The following is a 16,121-nucleotide window of genomic DNA, read 5'->3' as shown; positions in this document are numbered from 1 at the left end:
CCCCGGCCGAGAATGGGCCCCATGCGATCCGTCACTGTCGTAGGCCACCGCGGCGACCCGTACCGCGCCCGTGAGAACACCCTCGCCTCGATCGGCTCCGCCTTCGAGCGGGGGGCGGACGCGGTCGAGGTCGACGTCCGGCTGACCCGGGACGAGGTGCCCGTCCTCCTCCACGACGACACCCTGAAGCGGCTGTGGGGCCACGACCGGGCGCTCTCCTCGCTCACCCACGAGCAGCTGCGCGAGCTGACCCACGGCGGGGTGCCGACGCTCCGGGACGCGCTCCTGGCGGCCGGGGAGCGCCGGCTGATGCTCGACCTGCCCGGCGGCAACGAGGCGTCGGTCCGGAAGATCGTCGGCGCGGTCCGCGAGGCCGGCGCCGGGGAGCGCGTCTACTACTGCGCGGGCGCGGTCGCGATGCTCCAGGTGCGGGCGGCCGACCCGCACGCGGAGATCGCGCTCACCTGGACCTCGCTGGCCCCGCCTCGCCGGGTGCTGCTCGACGCGGTCCGCCCGAAGTGGCTCAACTACCGTTTCGGGCTGGTCGGGGAGGCGCTGGCGGAGCGGGTGCACCGGGACGGGCTGCTCGTCTCGGCCTGGACGCCGGACACCCGCAGGACCATGCGTAGGCTGATCGCGAACGGGGTCGACTCCCTCACCACCAACCGGGTCGACGTCCTCGCCGCCGTCCTGCGAAAGGCTCCCTGATGAACGACCGGATCCGGACCGACATCGCCCACAACGCCCGTGTGTGGAACTACTGGCTCGGTGGCAAGGACAACTACCCGGTCGACCGCGCCGTCGGCGACCAGGTCGTCTCCTTCCACCCGAGCATCGGCGAAGTCGCCCGCGCGGACCGGGCGTTCCTCGGCCGGGTGGTGACCCGGCTGGCCGGCGAGGGGGTGCGCCAGTTCCTCGACATCGGCACCGGGCTGCCGACCGCCGACAACACCCACGAGGTGGCCCAGCGGGTCGCGCCGGACGCCCGGATCGTCTACGTCGACAACGACCCGATCGTCCTCACCCACGCCCGGGCGCTGCTGACCAGCTCCCCCGGGGGCGTCACGGAGTACGTCGACGCGGACGCCCACGAACCGGAGAAGATCGTGGCGGCGGCCGGCGAGGTGCTCGACCTGTCGCGCCCGGTGGCGGTGATGATGCTCGGCCTGCTCAACTTCGTGATGGACACCGACGAGGCCCGGTCGATCGTGCGGACGTTGATGGCCGCGGTGCCGTCCGGCAGCTACCTGGTCCTCACCCATCCCACGCTGGAACCCGAGCTGGGCGGCGAGGGCAACAAGGCGGCGATGGCGTTCTGGAACGAGAACGCCACCCCGCCCATCACCGCCCGCACCCGCGAGGAGTTCGCCTCCTTCTTCGACGGCCTGGAGCTCCTCGCGCCGGGCGTCGTGTCGTGCGCGCGGTGGGGCGCGCCGGAGGCCCCCGCGGTGGCCCAGTTCGGCGCGGTGGGCCGCAAGCCGTAATGCGGATACGGGGGGTGGCGCAGGCCCGGGAGTGGGGCGCGGCGCATCCGCGGGCGGTGGACGCGGGCCTCGCGCTGCTGGTGCAGGCGGCGGTGACGATGCCGTTCGTGGTGCCGCGCGGGCCGGAGCTGCCGCCGGCGACCTGGCAGGCGTACGGGCTGACGACGCTGACCGTGCTGCCGCTGGTGTGGCGGCGGCGGGCGCCGATGACGGTGCTGCTCGCGGTGCTGGCGGCCAGTGGGCTGTACCGGCTGGCGGTCGACGGTCCGGGGCAGCCGCTGCCGTACCAGGGGCTGGTGTGCCTCCACACGGTGGCGATGCTGGCGCCGGCCTGGCAGCGGGCGGTGGCGGGGGTGCTGATGCTGGTGTCGGTGCCGGTGTCGGTGTGGCTCAACTCCCGCTCGGCCCGTGAACTCACCTTCTCGCTCTTCGTGTTCGGGGCCGCCTATGTCTTCGGCCGGCTCACCGACGCCCGGCAGCGGGCGCAGGCGGTGGAGGCGGAGCGGGCGGCCGCGCGGGAGCGGGCCCGGATCGCCCGGGAGATGCACGACATCCTGTCGCACGCGGTGAGCCTGATGATCGTGCAGGCGGAGGCGGGTCCGGTGGCGGTGCGGAAGGCGCCGGAGCGGGCGGAGGCCGCCTTCGAGGCGATCTCCGCGACCGGGCGGGACGCGATGGACCAGCTGCGGCGGATGCTGGGCGTGCTGCGGGACGAGGACGGCGGCGGGGGCCGTTCGCCGCAGCCGGGCCCGGCAGAGCTGCCCGCGCTGCTCGACCGGGTGCGGGCCGGCGGTCTGGAGGTGCGGTACGAGACCTCGGGGGAGGTGGCGGGGCTGCCCGCGGGGCTCGCGGCGACGGTGTACCGGATCGTGCAGGAGGCGCTGACCAACACGGTGCGGCACGCCCGGGCCCGTACCGCCACGGTCCGGGTCGACCTCTCCCCCGGCCGGGTCACCGTCCTGGTGCGCGACGACGGGCGGGGTCCCCGGCCGTCCCCGGGGCGCTCCGCCGGGCACGGTCTGGCCGGGATACGGGAGCGGGCGGCGGCGCACGAGGGCACGGCGACCGCGGGCCCGGGCCCGGACGGCGCCGGATTCGAGGTGCGGGCGGAGCTGCCCGTACCCTCCCCCGCGGAGGTGGGAGAGCGGTGATCCGTGTGGTGGTGGCCGACGACCAGGAGCTGGTCCGCAGCGGCTTCGCGCTGATCCTCGACGTCCAGGACGACATCGAGGTGGTGGCGGAGGCCCCCGACGGGGCGGCGGCGGTGGAGGCGGTGCGGCGCCACCGGCCGGACGTGGCGCTCCTCGACATCCGGATGCCGCGGATGGACGGCATCGAGGCGTGCCGGGCGATCAGCGCGGAGAGCGCCTGCCGGACGGTGATGCTGACGACCTTCGACTCGGACGCGTACGTGTACGAGGCGCTGCACGCGGGCGCGAGCGGCTTCCTCCTGAAGGACGTGCGCCGGGACGACCTCGTGCACGCGGTGCGGGTGGTGGCGGCGGGCGACTCGCTCCTCGCGCCCTCGGTGGCGCGCCGGCTGGTGGAGCAGTACACGGCGGGCGGACCGCGCCGGCCGGTCGCCCCGGATCCGCGCCTGGACGTGCTGACGGGCCGGGAGCGGGAGACGCTGCTGCTGCTCGCGCGGGGCCTGTCGAACGCGGAGATCGCGGCGGAGCTGGTGGTCTCCGAGCACACGGTGAAGACCCATGTGGGCAACGTGCTGGCGAAGCTGGGGCTGCGGGACCGGATCCAGGCGGTGATCTGCGCCTACGAGACGGGTCTGGTGGCGCCGGGGCCTCCCTCGCGCGGGGGAGCCGCGGGCGGCTGAGCCTCCCCCGCTCCGGCGAGGGAGGGCGGGGCGGGACCGCCGGCGCGGGCGATCCGCCGGCCGCCCCCGGTCAGCAGGATGGAGTCGTCGGAACAACGGCTCACGTCACGGGAGTTGACCATGAAGAAGTCCACCCGCGCCCTGCTCGCCGCCGCCCTGGTCCTGGGCGTCGCCGCGGGCCCCCTCACCCTCGCCCCCGCCTTCGCCGAACCGGCCCCGCCGGCCGCGGCGGCGCCGGCCGGTCCCGATCTGTCGGCGGTGATCGCGGGGCTGCCGCGCGCGGACGCGACGGCGGCGCTGGTCCGGATCGGCGGCACCGAGGGGAGCTGGGCGGGCAGCGCGGGCGTGCACGACCTGGAGTCGGGGGCGGCGGCCGATCCGGCGGCCCGCTTCCGGGCGGGTTCGGTGACGAAGGTGTTCACGGCGGCGACCGTGCTCCAGCTGGCCTCCGAGGGCCGGATCGACCTGGACCGCACGGCCCGCTCGTACCTCCCGGAGCTGATCCCGGGCCGGTACGCGACGGTGACGGTCCGCCAGCTGCTGAACCACACGCACGGCATCCCGGCGGCGGGCATGCCGGGCGAGACCGTGGAGGAGTGGTACGAGCGCCGCTTCGAGGTGCACGAGCCGGAGGAGGTGGTCCGCCGGGCGACCGCGAAGGCGCGGGAGTTCCGCCCCGGCACCCGCCAGCACTATCTGAACATCGGCTACACGATCGCCGGGCTGATCGTGGAGCGGGTGACGGGCGACCCGTACGAGGAGCAGCTGGAGCGCCGGATCCTGCGCCCGCTCGGGCTGCGGGACACCTACTCCCCCGGCCGGGAGCCCGCGATCCGGGGCCCGCACAACCACGGCTACCAGTTGATGCGGCTGGACGACGGGACGACCGGGCTGCGGGACGTATCGGTGTGGGGCGTCACGGACGGCTGGGCGGCCGGCGACCTGGTCTCGACCACGGCGGACCTGGAGCGGTTCACCCGGGCCCTGTTCGCCGGCCGGGTGGTGCGCGGCCCGCTCCTGGAGGAGATGTTCACGCTGCCGGAGGTGACCGACTTCGGCTCCGGCGAGCCGGCGGCGTATTCCGCCGGCCTGTCGATGAAGAGGCTGGGCGGGCGCGAGGTGTGGGGCAAGACCGGCGGCCGCTGGGGCTACAACGCGGCCATCGCCTCGACCCGCCACGGGGAGCGGACCCTGGTGTACAGCGTCAACTCGACGGACGCGAAGGGCCAGGAGATGAACCGCACGGCCCTGGAGCTCATGCTGGCGACGTACGGGCTGCCGTCGGAGTGACGCCGCCCTGGGCGGCCTCAAGACGCTTGATGAGCCGGCGGACGTGGAGCAGCGGCAGGATGCCGAAGACCCCGAAGGACATGTCGATGACCGACCACCAGAAGGGGATGTCCCGGATCGGCCCGCAGATCAGGGCGAGGGGGATGATGCCGACGCAGGCGATCATGCCGAACTCGACGACCCAGATGTTGCGGACCGGGTCGCGGTAGGGCCCGTAGAAGGCGACGGCGATGACGAGGTGGGCGAAGGCCAGCCAGTCGGTGCCGTAGAGGAGGTACGGGGCGTCGGCGCCGGCCGTCTCGACCCCGCCGGCCACCTTGTGGATCCACTCGGCGAGGCCGGGGAGGGCGTCCGCGACGGGCGCGGCCCAGCCGGTCAGCGAGGAGTCGAGCCAGCGGAGTTCGGTGACGAGCGGGAAGGCGGTGGCCCCGCTCAGGACGAGGCAGACGACGAAGAGGATCAGCCATGCGCGGATCCGCGCGAGAAGGGCTCTCGGCCCGTTCGAGTCGCTCATGGGGGTAGCGTACGCCCCTCTTGAACGCGTTCAGAAACAGGGGGCGCCGGTCTCGCCCCGCCCCCGCTCACAGCCCGACGAGGGCGTTCCACCGCTGGGCCATGGTCCGGCGTTCCGCCGAGGTGATGTCGCGGGCGATGGCGAGCCGGCCGCGCATCTCGCGGTCGGGGAAGATCAGCGGGTCCTCGGCGAGCGCGGCCAGTTCCGCGTCGCCGGAGTCGGCGAGGACGGCCTGGGCGGCCGGGACGGGGCAGACGTAGTTGACCCAGGCGGCGAGTTCGGCGGCGACCTCGGGCTCGTAGTAGTAGTCGACCAGCCGCTCGGCGTTGGCCTTGTGGCGGGCGAGGTTGGGGATCATCAGCGACTCGGCCCACAGCTCGCCGCCCTCCTCGGGGACGACGAACTCGATGTCGGGGTCGTCGGCCTGGAGCTGGATGACGTCGCCGGAGTACGCCTGGCAGGCGAGGACGTCGCCGCTGGAGAGGTCCTTGATGTAGTCGTTGCCGGTGAAGCGGCGGATGTGCTTCTCCCGCACCAGCTTCTCGACCTGGTCGCAGACGGTGTGGAAGTCGTCCTGGGTCCAGCGGGTGACGTCGGCGCCGTTGGCCTGCATGAGCAGGGCGACGGCCTCGTCGAGGCCGGAGAGGAGGGTGACCTTGCCGCGCAGGTCGGCGTCCCACAGCTGGCGGGTGGAGCGCAGTTCCCGGCCGAGCGCGCGCCGGTTGTAGGCGATGCCGGTGATGCCGGACTGCCAGGGCACGGTGTGGAGCCGGCCGGGGTCGAAGGCGGGGCGGCGCAGCTGGGGGTCGAGGTGGCCGGCGACGTGGGACTGGGCGGCGCGGTCCATCTTCTGGACCCAGCCGAGGCGGACGAAGCGGGCGGCCATCCAGTCGCTGACGACGATCAGGTCGCGGTCGGCGGCCTGGCCGTTCATGAGGGCGGGGCCGACCTTGCCGAAGAACTCGTCGTTGTCGTTGATCTCCTCGGTGTAGCGGACGGAGATCCCGGTCCGCTTCCGGAAGGCGTCGAGGGTGGGCCGCCGCCCCGGATCGGCGTCGTCGGTGTCGATGTAGAGCGGCCAGTTGGCGAAGGTGAGGCTCGGCTCGCGGCCGGACAGGTCACGGCCGGACCGCTCGCCCTCGGGGACGTAGGCGGGCCGCACGCCGCAGGCGGCGAGCATGCCGCCGGCTCCTGCGGCGCCGAGGCCGCGGAGGAGGGACCGGCGAGGGAGGGGCTTCCTGGCGATGGCTCTCACCCGACGAAGCCTCCCGTCCGGCTCAGGGCCCCCGCAATGGACGCTCCGTCGAGCGACGGAGCGCGGCCCCGACACCTTGTCGATCAAGGTGTCGGGGCCGCGCGGGGGTCCGGGGAGGGATCAGCCCAGGGAGGTCATCACGTGCTTGATGCGGGTGTAGTCCTCGAAGCCGTACGCGGAGAGGTCCTTGCCGTAGCCGGACTTCTTGAAGCCGCCGTGCGGCATCTCGGCGACCAGCGGGATGTGGGTGTTGATCCACACGCAGCCGAAGTCGAGCGAGCGGGACATGCGCATGGCGCGCTGGTGGTCCTTGGTCCAGACGGAGGAGGCGAGGGCGTACTCGACGCCGTTGGCGAACTCCAGGGCCTGGGCCTCGTCCGTGAAGGACTGGACGGTGATGACCGGGCCGAAGACCTCGTTCTGGACGATCTCGTCGTCCTGCTTCAGGCCGGAGACGACGGTCGGGGCGTAGAAGTAGCCCTTGTCGCCGACGCGGTGGCCGCCGGCCTCGACCTTGGCGTGGGCCGGGAGGCGGTCGATGAAGCCGGCGACCTGCTTCAGCTGGTTGGCGTTGTTCAGCGGGCCGTAGAGCACGTCCTCGTCGTCCGGCTGCCCCGTCTTGGTGTCGGTGGCGGCCTTGGCGAGGGCGGCGACGAACTCGTCGTGGATGGACTCGTGGACGAGCACGCGGGTGGCGGCGGTGCAGTCCTGGCCGGCGTTGAAGAAGCCGGCGACGGAGATGTCCTCGACGGCCTTCTCGATGTCGGTGTCCTCGAAGACCACGACCGGGGCCTTGCCGCCCAGCTCCAGGTGGACGCGCTTGACGTCCTTGGCCGCCGACTCGGCGACCTGCATGCCGGCGCGGACGGAGCCGGTGATGGAGGCCATCGCCGGGGTCGGGTGCTCGACCATGGCGCGGCCGGTCTCGCGGTCGCCGCAGATGACGTTGAAGACGCCCTTGGGGACGATGGAACCGATGATCTCGGCCATCAGGACCGTGGAGGCCGGGGTGGTGTCCGAGGGCTTGAGGACGACCGTGTTGCCCGCGGCGAGGGCCGGGGCGAACTTCCACACGGCCATCATCATCGGGTAGTTCCACGGCGCGACCTGCGCGCAGACGCCGACCGGCTCGCGGCGGATGATGGAGGTCATGCCCTCCATGTACTCGCCGGCCGAACGGCCCTCGAGCAGCCGGGCGGCACCCGCGAAGAAGCGGATCTGGTCCACCATCGGCGGGATCTCCTCGCTCGCGGTGAGGGCGACCGGCTTGCCGGTGTTCTCGACCTCGGCGGCGATGAGCTCCTCTGCGCGCTCCTCGAAGGCGTCGGCGATCTTGAGGAGCACCTTCTGGCGCTCGGACGGCGTGGTGTCGCGCCAGGCGGGGAAGGCGGCCGCGGCGGCCTCCATGGCGGCGTCGACGTCGGCCTGGCCCGAGAGCGGGGAGGTCGCGTAGGCCTCGCCGGTGGCCGGGTTGATCACCTCGATGGTGCGGCCGTCGGCCGCGTCGCGGAACTCTCCGTCGATGTAGTTACGCAGCCGGCGCAGCTCGGTGGTCACTTGCCACCCCTCCTGTCACGTTCTGTCTTCGCACGACCTTGTGCGACGTCCCGATGGGTGAGACACCCCAGCCTACTTGTTCGGCTGACGCTTTCAACAGCCCCAGGCCCCCTCGACTTCGGATTCAGTGCCTTCAAGGGTTCACGACAACGAATTACATCGCTCCGGGGTTGCGCGACTGCGCATCTCGGTGCACAGTGAAGTCGTGGCCAGTCGAAGCACAGACTCCAGAACCGGAACCGGTTCGTCCCCGACGATCGACGCCGTCTCCCTGGCGATCATCGAGCAGCTGCAGGAGGACGGCCGCCGTCCCTACGCCGCGATCGGCAAGGCCGTCGGCCTCTCCGAAGCGGCCGTGCGGCAGCGCGTCCAGAAGCTCCTCGACCAGGGCGTCATGCAGATCGTCGCCGTCACCGACCCGCTCACCGTGGGCCTCCGGCGACAGGCGATGGTCGGCATCCACGTCGAGGGTGACCTGGATCCGGTCGCGGAAGCGCTGACGGACATGCCCGAGTGCGAGTACGTGGTGATGACCGCGGGCTCGTTCGACCTGATGGTGGAGATCGTCTGCGAGGACGACGACCACCTTCTGGAAGTGATCAACAAGCGGATCCGCACGCTCCCCGGCGTGCGCTCCACCGAGAGCTTCGTTTACCTGAAGCTCAAGAAGCAGACCTATATGTGGGGAACCCGATAACCGTGACCCAGTCCCGCAGCGACCTGTCAAAGTCCGCCTACGACCACCTGTGGATGCACTTCACCCGCATGTCGTCGTACGAGAACAGCCCCGTCCCCACCATCGTCCGCGGTGAGGGCACCTACATCTTCGACGACAAGGGCAAGCGCTACCTCGACGGTCTCGCGGGCCTCTTCGTGGTCAACGCCGGCCACGGCCGCCAGGAGCTGGCCGAGGTCGCGTACAAGCAGGCCCAGGAGCTCGCCTTCTTCCCGGTGTGGTCCTACGCCCACCCGAAGGCCGTCGAGCTCGCCGAGCGCCTCGCGGACTACGCCCCGGGCGACCTCAACAAGGTCTTCTTCACCACCGGTGGCGGCGAGGCCGTCGAGACCGCGTGGAAGCTCGCCAAGCAGTACTTCAAGCTGCAGGGCAAGCACACCAAGTACAAGGTCATCTCGCGTGCGGTCGCCTACCACGGCACCCCGCAGGGCGCCCTCTCCATCACCGGCCTGCCGGCCCTGAAGGCCCCCTTCGAGCCGCTGGTCCCCGGCGCGCACAAGGTGCCGAACACCAACATCTACCGCGCCCCGATCTTCGGCGACGACCCGGAGGCCTTCGGCCGCTGGGCCGCCGACCAGATCGAGGCCCAGATCCTCTTCGAGGGCCCCGACACCGTCGCGGCCGTCTTCCTGGAGCCGGTGCAGAACGCCGGTGGCTGCTTCCCGCCGCCGCCCGGGTACTTCCAGCGGGTCCGCGAGATCTGCGACCAGTACGACGTGCTCCTCGTCTCCGACGAGACGATCTGCGCCTTCGGCCGCCTCGGCACGATGTTCGCCTGTGACAAGTTCGGCTACGTGCCCGACATGATCACCTGCGCCAAGGGCATGACCTCGGGCTACTCCCCGATCGGCGCCTGCATCATCTCGGACCGCATCGCGGAGCCGTTCTACAAGGGCGACAACACCTTCCTGCACGGCTACACCTTCGGTGGCCACCCGGTGTCCTCGGCGGTCGCGCTCGCCAACCTGGACATCTTCGACAAGGAAGGCCTGAACCAGCACGTCCTCGACCAGGAGGGCAACTTCTTCGACACCCTGAAGAAGCTGCACGACCTCCCGATCGTCGGCGACGTCCGCGGCAACGGCTTCTTCTACGGCATCGAGCTCGTCAAGGACAAGGCCACCAAGGAGTCCTTCAACGACGAGGAGGTGGAGCGCGTCCTGTACGGCTTCCTCTCCAAGGCGCTGTACGACGCCGGCCTGTACTGCCGCGCCGACGACCGCGGCGACCCGGTCATCCAGCTGGCCCCGCCGCTCATCGCCGACCAGGGCACCTTCGACGAGATCGAGGGCATCCTGCGCAACGTGCTCACCGAGGCGTGGACCAAGCTCTGACCCCCCAGCGCCACGCCGCCCTCACGGCGTGACCCCCGCGGCCCGGGCATGCCGCCATCCGAGTGGATGGCGGCGGCCCGGGCCGTGTGCTGTCCGTACAAACGGATCCGAATACTTACGGTGCCCAGTGACCGACAGGCCCGCCCGTCGTTCCCCCGGACGGGGGACGCAAGAATCGGATCCGACATCGAGGTGTACGCGATGGCCCCACCGGACAACGACGTGCTCTGGGCGCGTTCCCTGCACTGCTCCCTCGGCGGCACGGAGGCCCTCAGCGGCGTCTCCGTCGGCGTCCGCGAGGGCGAGATCCTCGCCGTCACCGGCCCCCGCGGCAGCGGCAAGACCACCCTGCTGCGCTGCCTCTCCGGCGAGCTCCGGGCCCAGAAGGGCGAGGTCTGGTTCAACAGCTCCCCCGTCCACACCCTCTCCCCCGCCGGCCGCGAACGGCTCCGCCGCGAACGCTTCGGCTGGATCGGCCCCGAGCCCGGCCTCGTCCCCGAGCTGACCGCCTGGGAGAACACCGCCCTCCCGCTGCTGCTCCGCGGCGTCCCCCACAAGGCCGCGAAGACCGCCGCCGGCGAATGGCTGGACCGCCTCGACATCGGCGCCTGCGCCCGCACCCGCCCGCACGGCCTCACCCGCTCCCAGCGCCAGCGCACCGCCATCGCCCGGGCGCTCGCCGCCGGCCCCACCGTCCTCTTCGCCGACGAACCCACCGCCGCCCTGCACCGGGCCGACGGCGCGCAGGTGCTCCGCACCCTCACCGCCGCCGCCCGCTCGCACGGCATCACCGTGCTCCTCGCCACCCACGACGGCGAGGTCGCGGCGCTCGCCGACCGGGCGATCACCCTGCTCGACGGACGCCGGGCCGGCAGCGTGCCGCCCGCCTCGGGGGCGGAGGGCGTCACCGCGTGCTCGCTCTCCGTCTAGTCCGCGGCTCCCACCCGCTGGTCCAGCTGCGGCGGCTCCTCGTCGCCGCGGCCGCCGCCGGCGTGGGCTTCCTGCTGCTGTGCACGCTCGGCTACGCCGTCGGCCACCCCGAGCACTCCTCCGCCTCCGTGCTGCGGCTGCTCTGGTGCGCGCTGCCGGTCGCCGCCACCGTCCAGTTCGCCGTCGCCGTCGCCCGGACCGACCCGGCCACCCGGCCCCGCCCCGGACTCTCGTCGATCGGCCTCGGCCCGGCCCGGCTCACCGCCATCGCCGCCACCTCGACCGCCGTCGCCTGCACCCTCGGCTCCATGGTGGCCCTCCTGGTCTACCTCCACCTGCGCGGCGACATCACCGGCCTCCCCTTCGACGGGGCGGCCGCCGACCTGCTCGCCGCCGGGCAGCCGCTGCCGCTGGCCGCCGCCCTCACCCTCCTGGCGATCGTGCCGGTCGCCGGCGCCACCGCCGCCGGCCTCGCGCTCCGCCCCCGCACCGGCGCCCCCGCCGCCGAGGGCGCCGCCCGGCCGGTACCGGGCGGCCTCCCCTGGGGTGTCGCGCTGGTCGCCGTCGGCCTCGCCGTGGAGACCTACGCGGGGCGCGGCGGCGGCGCGGGCGTCGCGCTGCCCGGCCGCTTCGACGGCTCCCCCGCCGGCGTCCTGGCCGGCTGGATCCTCACCGCCGCCGGGCTCGCGCTCGCCGGCCCCGGCCTCACCCACCTGTGCGGCCGGCTGCTCCAGACCGCCCGGCCCGGAGCCGTACGCCTGCTCGCCGGCCGGGTCCTCATGGACGAGGCCACCCGCATCGGCCGCCCCCTCGGCGTGGTCTGCGCGGTGCTCTCCGGCACCCTCGCCGCCGCCACCGTGTACGGCGCCGGGGACGGCGGACCCGCGTTCGGACCGCTCACCGGACTCGGCGCCGGCGTCGTCCTGGCGTGCACCACGGCGACCCTGCTCACCGCCGCCCTGGAGTCCCGCCAGTGCCGGGCCCACACCGCCGAGGCGCTGGCCCGGCTCGGCGCCCCGCCGACCGTGCTCCGCACCGCCGCGCTGCTCCGGGCCGGGGCGCTGCTCGCCGTGTTCCTCCCGCTCACCTGGCTGATCGGCGAACTCGCGGCCCTGCCGCTGACCGCCTGACCGGCCCGCACCCCGAAGGGCCGGATCGCCACGGGCCGCCTGCGGTGGCCCCTGGCGACTGCCCCGCCTCCGCGCTCACGGCGGGGCCACCGGCGGGGTCCTACACGTCACCGTCCAGCACCACGACCTCCTCGGCGCGGAAGACCACCGCCACCTCCGCGCCCTCCTCGGGCACGTCCCGCAGCGGGAACTCCGCCTCCAGCGGCGGACCGTCCGCCGGCCGCAGCACGACCGTCACGTGATGGCCCCGGAAGGTGCGGGACTCGACCCGGCAGAGCAGGCCCTCGGCCGCCACCCGGACGCCCGCCGGGCGGACCAGCAGCCGCCGCTCCCCCCGCGGCGCGCCGGCCGGGACCGGGATCCGGCCCCACGGGGTCTCCGCCACCGCCCCGGACACGGTCGCCGGGACCACGTTCTCGAAGCCGAGGAAGCGGGCGGTGAACTCCGAGCCCGGCCGCTGCCACACCTCCACCGGCGTGCCCGACCGCACGATCCGCCCGTCCCGCATGACCACCACCCGGTCCGCCAGCGCGAACGCCTCCCCCTGGTCGTGGGTGACCGCGAGGACCGTCGTGCCGAGCCGCCCGAACAACGACCGCAGCTCCACCACGAGCCGCTCCCGCAGCCCGCGGTCCAGCTGCCCCAGCGGCTCGTCCAGCATCAGCAGCCGTGGCCGCGGGGCCAGCGCCCGCGCCAGCGCCACCCGCTGCTGCTCGCCGCCGGACAGCGCGGCCACCGACCGGCGCCCGGCCCCCGGCAGACCCACCAGGTCGAGCAGCTCCGCCACCCGCCCGGCCCGCTCGTCCTTCGCCACCCCGTGCATCCGGAGCCCGAACGCCACGTTCCCGGCGACATCCCGCTGCGGGAAGAGCTGGTGGTCCTGGAACATCAGCCCCACCCCGCGCCGGTGCACCGGCACCCCCGCCTGGTCGGCGCCGCCGAGCAGCACCCGGCCCGCGTCCAGCGCCTGGAGCCCGGCGACCGCCCGCAGCAGCGTCGACTTCCCGGAGCCGCTCGGCCCGAGCACGCACACGATCTCGTGCTCGGCGACCGCCAGGTCCACCGCGTCGAGGACCGCCCGCGCCCCGAACCGTACGGTCGCTCCCTCAAGGGTCAGCATCAGAACTCCCCGGTGGTCCCGTCGGTGCGCAGCCGCTCCAGCAGCAGCAGGGAGACCGCGCACACCACCATCAGAATCGTCGACAGGGCCATCGCCTGCCCGTAGTTGAGTGCGCCCGGCCGGCCGAGCAGCCGCGCCACCGCGACCGGCAGGGTCGGGCTGTCGGGCCGGGCGATGAAGACGGTCGCGCCGAACTCGCCGAGCGACACCGCGAAGGCGAACCCGGCGGCGATCAGCAGCGCCCGCCGCACCAGCGGGAGGTCGACCTCGCGCCAGGCCCGCCACGGCGAGGCGCCGAGCACCGCCGCCGCCTCCCGCAGCCGCTGGTCCACCGCCCGCAGCACCGGCAGCATGGTCCGCACCACGAACGGCACCCCGACCAGCGCCTGCGCGAGCGGGACGAGGATCCAACTGGCCCGCAGGTCGAACGGCGGCTCGTCGAGCGTGATGAGGAACCCGAAGCCGACGGTCACCGCCGACACCCCGAGCGGCAGCATCAGCAGCGCGTCGAAGCCCCGCACGAGCCGCCCGGCACGCCTGGTGAGCGCCGCCGCCGCGAGCCCGCCGATCACCACGGCGATGGCGGTGGCCGCGACCGCGTACCGCAGCGAGTTCCCGACCGCCTCCAGCGGCGGCACCAGGAACGTCCCGGCCTCGTCGAGCGAGCCGAGCGCCCGGTAGGAGCGGAGCCCGTACCCCTCCGGGGTGGCGAAGGAACGCTCCACCAGCACGCCCAGCGGCAGCAGGATCAGCACCGCCACCGAGGCCAGCACCCCGCCGAGCAGCGCCCACTGCCCGACGCCGCGCGGCCTGCGGGCGGTCAGCTCCGGGGAGACCAGCCGCAGCGCGGTCTCCCGCCGCCGCACCGTCCGCGCGTGCACGGCGAGGATCGCGCCCACCGCCACGAACTGCGCGAGCGTCAGGACGGCCGCCGTCCGCAGGTCGAGCAGCCGGGCCGTCTGCCGGTAGATCTCCGCCTCCAGCGTCGTGTACGCGTCCCCGCCGAGGATCTGCACGACGCCGAAGGAGGTGAAGGTGAAGAGGAAGACCATCAGCGCCGCCGCCGACACGGCCGGCACCAGGGCGGGCAGCGTCACCGTCCGCCAGGCCGTCCACCGGGACGCGCCGAGCACCCGGGCCGCCTCCTCCTGGCGCGGATCGAGCTGCGCCCACAGCCCGCCGACGGTCCGGACGACGACCGCGTAGTTGAAGAAGACGTGCGCGAGGAGGATCGCCCACACGCTGGTGTCGAGCCGCAGCCCCCACAGCTCGTCGGTGAACCCGCCCCGCCCGACCAAAGCCAGGAAGGCGGTGCCGACCAGCACCGTGGGCAGCACGAACGGCACGGTGACGACCGCCCGCAGCGCGTTCTTGCCGGGGAAGGCGAAGCGGGCGAAGACGTACGCCCCCGGCAGCGCCACGAGCAGCGTCAGCCCGGTGGAGGCGGCCGCCTGCCACACGGTGAAGCCGAGCACGTCGAGGATGTCGGACCGGCCCAGGGTCGTCCCGATCGCGCCGAGGTCCCAGGCACCGTCCGGCCGCAGCCCGCGCTCCACGATCGAGACGACGGGCCACGCGAAGAAGACCGCGAAGAACGCGACGGGCAGGGCCATCAGGCCCAGCCGCGCCGCGCTCCCCCGGCGGTCACGCCTCACTTGAGGAGCGACGACCACTGCTGGATCCACGCCTCGCGCTTCTCGGCGATCTTCTCCGGCGCCATCGTCTCGGGCTTCTCGATGACCACGCCGTGCCGGGTGAACAGCTCGGGCAGGGCGGCGTCCTTCGCCACCGGGTTCACGAACATCTGGAGCGGCATGTCGTCCTGGAACGTCTTCGAGACCAGGAAGTCGATCAGCGCCTTGCCGCCCTCGGGGTTCTTCGCCCCGTTCAGCAGGCCCGCGAACTCGATCTGCCGGAAGCAGGTGCCGGTGGACACCCCGGTGGGGGCCTCCTTCGGCTGCGGCTCCGCGTACAGCACCTCGACCGGCGGGCTGGAGGCGTAGGAGACGACCAGCGGGCGGTCGCCCTTGGCCTCCTTGCCGCCGGCCGAGCCGGAGAACTCCTGGTTGTAGGCGAGCTCCCAGCTGTCGACGGTCTTCACGCCGTTCGCCTTCAGCTTCGACCAGTAGTCCTGCCAGCCCTCGTCGCCGTACTTCGCGACGGTGCCGAGCAGGAAGCCGAGGCCCGGGGAGGACCGCTCCGGGTTCTCCACCACGAGCAGGTCCTTGTACTCCGGCTTCGCCAGGTCGTCGAAGGTCTGCGGCGGCGCCAGCTTCTTGTCCGCGAAGTACTTCTTGTCGTAGTTGACGCAGATGTCGCCGGTGTCGATCGGCGTGACCCGCTCGTCGAGCTTGAAGGTGTCCGGGATCCGGTCGGCGCCCTTCGCCTCGTACGCGACGAAGATGCCGTTGTCGACGGCGCGGGAGAGCAGGGTGTTGTCGACGCCGAAGAAGACGTCGCCCTGCGGGGAGCCCTTGGTCAGGATCTCCTTGTTGACGGCCTCGCCCGCGTCCCCGGCCTTCAGCACCTTCACGGTGAAGCCGGTCCGCTTCGTGAACTCCGCCAGCACCTCCTTGGAGGCGTTGAAGGAGTCGTGGCTGACGAGGGTCACGGTCTTCGGCGCCGGCGTCCCGGTCTTGCCCGCGGCCCCGCGGACGTCCTCGGTCGAGCAGGCGGCCAGGCTCGTGACGCCGAGCGCCGCGGCCAGCGCGACGGCGGCGGCCTTCTTGGTGTGCATCGTGGTTCTTCCTCCTGGGTGGGACCAGGAAGAGACGCGGCCCTGCCCGCGGCCGGGGACCGGACGCGGGCAGGGCGCAACAGCTCGAGTTACGACCGAACTTCCTACCCGGAATGACCCGGGCGAGGTTCAGAGGGTCTGCGGTCTACGGTTACCGCACTCTCAGCGCTGTGGCGCTCCCCTGTCGGAATATGCAGATGTGT

General features: G+C 73.1%; 15 protein-coding genes. 9 read left to right on the top strand and 6 right to left on the bottom strand.

The features are described from left to right. Positions 1–21: 21 nt before the first annotated feature. From ABFY03_RS26990 to ABFY03_RS26970, 5 genes are all read left to right on the top strand, one after another. Positions 22–708 carry a glycerophosphodiester phosphodiesterase gene (locus tag ABFY03_RS26990; RefSeq protein WP_319011265.1) on the top strand — a complete coding sequence of 229 codons (687 nt, stop codon included), beginning with the start codon at positions 22–24 and terminating at the stop codon, positions 706–708. Beyond that, entirely contained in the window at positions 708–1,484 is a 777-nt protein-coding gene (locus ABFY03_RS26985) for an SAM-dependent methyltransferase (protein ID WP_319011266.1), read from the top strand. The genes ABFY03_RS26990 and ABFY03_RS26985 overlap by 1 nt, the downstream gene beginning before the upstream one ends. Next, a complete protein-coding gene (locus tag ABFY03_RS26980) occupies positions 1,484–2,635 on the top strand; it encodes a sensor histidine kinase (RefSeq protein ID WP_346171006.1) in 1,152 nt (383 codons plus the stop codon). The genes ABFY03_RS26985 and ABFY03_RS26980 overlap by 1 nt, the downstream gene beginning before the upstream one ends. Continuing rightward, entirely contained in the window at positions 2,632–3,315 is a 684-nt protein-coding gene (locus tag ABFY03_RS26975; protein ID WP_346171005.1) for a response regulator, read from the top strand. Before ABFY03_RS26980 ends, ABFY03_RS26975 begins: the two co-directional genes overlap by 4 nt. A 120-nt stretch (positions 3,316–3,435) precedes the next feature. Beyond that, the gene (locus ABFY03_RS26970; protein ID WP_346171004.1) at positions 3,436–4,605 is read left to right on the top strand and encodes a serine hydrolase domain-containing protein; all 1,170 of its coding nucleotides are present in this window, start codon (positions 3,436–3,438) and stop codon (positions 4,603–4,605) included. On the opposite strand, the gene ABFY03_RS26965 is transcribed toward ABFY03_RS26970, so the two are convergent. From ABFY03_RS26965 to ABFY03_RS26955, 3 genes are all read right to left on the bottom strand, one after another. Next, the gene (locus ABFY03_RS26965; protein ID WP_319011270.1) at positions 4,571–5,119 is read right to left on the bottom strand and encodes a hypothetical protein; all 549 of its coding nucleotides are present in this window, start codon (positions 5,117–5,119) and stop codon (positions 4,571–4,573) included. The two genes, ABFY03_RS26970 and ABFY03_RS26965, sit on opposite strands and share 35 nt — an antisense overlap. Before the next feature lie 67 nt (positions 5,120–5,186). Continuing rightward, positions 5,187–6,299 carry a polyamine ABC transporter substrate-binding protein gene (locus ABFY03_RS26960; protein ID WP_346172310.1) on the bottom strand — a complete coding sequence of 371 codons (1,113 nt, stop codon included), beginning with the start codon at positions 6,297–6,299 and terminating at the stop codon, positions 5,187–5,189. A 195-nt stretch (positions 6,300–6,494) separates the two neighbouring features. Then, on the bottom strand, positions 6,495–7,931 hold the full coding sequence (locus tag ABFY03_RS26955; protein WP_319011272.1) for a gamma-aminobutyraldehyde dehydrogenase: 1,437 nt from the start codon (positions 7,929–7,931) through the stop codon (positions 6,495–6,497). Between the two features lie 205 nt (positions 7,932–8,136). Here ABFY03_RS26955 and ABFY03_RS26950 point away from each other — a divergent pair, with 205 nt between their 5' ends. The 4 genes from ABFY03_RS26950 to ABFY03_RS26935 all read left to right on the top strand — a co-directional run bounded on the left by ABFY03_RS26950 (position 8,137) and on the right by ABFY03_RS26935 (position 12,061). Then, positions 8,137–8,628, top strand: coding sequence for an Lrp/AsnC family transcriptional regulator (locus ABFY03_RS26950; protein WP_234338256.1), 492 nt, complete (start codon positions 8,137–8,139; stop codon positions 8,626–8,628). Then, positions 8,613–10,001, top strand: a complete 1,389-nt coding sequence (locus ABFY03_RS26945) for an aspartate aminotransferase family protein (RefSeq protein ID WP_031008598.1) — start codon at positions 8,613–8,615, stop codon at positions 9,999–10,001. Before ABFY03_RS26950 ends, ABFY03_RS26945 begins: the two co-directional genes overlap by 16 nt. A 201-nt stretch (positions 10,002–10,202) precedes the next feature. Continuing rightward, positions 10,203–10,931, top strand: a complete 729-nt coding sequence (locus tag ABFY03_RS26940; RefSeq protein ID WP_319011273.1) for an ABC transporter ATP-binding protein — start codon at positions 10,203–10,205, stop codon at positions 10,929–10,931. After that, positions 10,913–12,061, top strand: a complete 1,149-nt coding sequence (locus tag ABFY03_RS26935; protein ID WP_319011274.1) for a hypothetical protein — start codon at positions 10,913–10,915, stop codon at positions 12,059–12,061. Before ABFY03_RS26940 ends, ABFY03_RS26935 begins: the two co-directional genes overlap by 19 nt. 100 nt (positions 12,062–12,161) lie before the next feature. Here the strand turns inward: ABFY03_RS26935 and ABFY03_RS26930 are convergent, their stop codons facing one another. Genes ABFY03_RS26930 through ABFY03_RS26920 form a run of 3 tightly spaced genes read right to left on the bottom strand, consistent with a single transcriptional unit; the run spans position 12,162 to position 15,918 of the window. After that, positions 12,162–13,181, bottom strand: a complete 1,020-nt coding sequence (locus ABFY03_RS26930) for an ABC transporter ATP-binding protein (protein WP_319011275.1) — start codon at positions 13,179–13,181, stop codon at positions 12,162–12,164. Next, entirely contained in the window at positions 13,181–14,794 is a 1,614-nt protein-coding gene (locus ABFY03_RS26925) for an ABC transporter permease (protein ID WP_346172309.1), read from the bottom strand. Before ABFY03_RS26925 ends, ABFY03_RS26930 begins: the two co-directional genes overlap by 1 nt. 38 nt (positions 14,795–14,832) lie before the next feature. Continuing rightward, positions 14,833–15,918: a thiamine ABC transporter substrate-binding protein gene (locus tag ABFY03_RS26920; RefSeq protein ID WP_319011276.1), complete on the bottom strand. Its 1,086-nt coding sequence runs from the start codon at positions 15,916–15,918 to the stop codon at positions 14,833–14,835. Positions 15,919–16,121: the final 203 nt, after the last annotated feature.

Origin of the sequence: Streptomyces roseofulvus, assembly GCF_039534915.1 — a bacterium.
In the GTDB taxonomy this organism is placed as follows: domain Bacteria; phylum Actinomycetota; class Actinomycetes; order Streptomycetales; family Streptomycetaceae; genus Streptomyces; species Streptomyces roseofulvus.
Note: the sequence above shows the minus strand (reverse complement) of the source record. Positions and strands in the feature narration are given on the sequence as shown.

Excerpts from the sequence above, each read along its gene's own strand:
- ABFY03_RS26980 (WP_346171006.1), top strand. The coding sequence starts at position 1,484 with ATGCGGATACGGGGGGTGGCGCAGGCCCGGGAGTGGGGCGCGGCGCAT.
- ABFY03_RS26985 (WP_319011266.1), top strand. The coding sequence starts at position 708 with ATGAACGACCGGATCCGGACCGACATCGCCCACAACGCCCGTGTGTGG.
- ABFY03_RS26965 (WP_319011270.1), bottom strand. The coding sequence starts at position 5,119 with ATGAGCGACTCGAACGGGCCGAGAGCCCTTCTCGCGCGGATCCGCGCA.
- ABFY03_RS26990 (WP_319011265.1), top strand. The coding sequence starts at position 22 with ATGCGATCCGTCACTGTCGTAGGCCACCGCGGCGACCCGTACCGCGCC.
- ABFY03_RS26970 (WP_346171004.1), top strand. The coding sequence starts at position 3,436 with ATGAAGAAGTCCACCCGCGCCCTGCTCGCCGCCGCCCTGGTCCTGGGC.
- ABFY03_RS26960 (WP_346172310.1), bottom strand. The coding sequence starts at position 6,299 with ATGCTCGCCGCCTGCGGCGTGCGGCCCGCCTACGTCCCCGAGGGCGAG.
- ABFY03_RS26925 (WP_346172309.1), bottom strand. The coding sequence starts at position 14,794 with ATGGCCCTGCCCGTCGCGTTCTTCGCGGTCTTCTTCGCGTGGCCCGTC.
- ABFY03_RS26940 (WP_319011273.1), top strand. The coding sequence starts at position 10,203 with ATGGCCCCACCGGACAACGACGTGCTCTGGGCGCGTTCCCTGCACTGC.
- ABFY03_RS26930 (WP_319011275.1), bottom strand. The coding sequence starts at position 13,181 with ATGCTGACCCTTGAGGGAGCGACCGTACGGTTCGGGGCGCGGGCGGTC.
- ABFY03_RS26920 (WP_319011276.1), bottom strand. The coding sequence starts at position 15,918 with ATGCACACCAAGAAGGCCGCCGCCGTCGCGCTGGCCGCGGCGCTCGGC.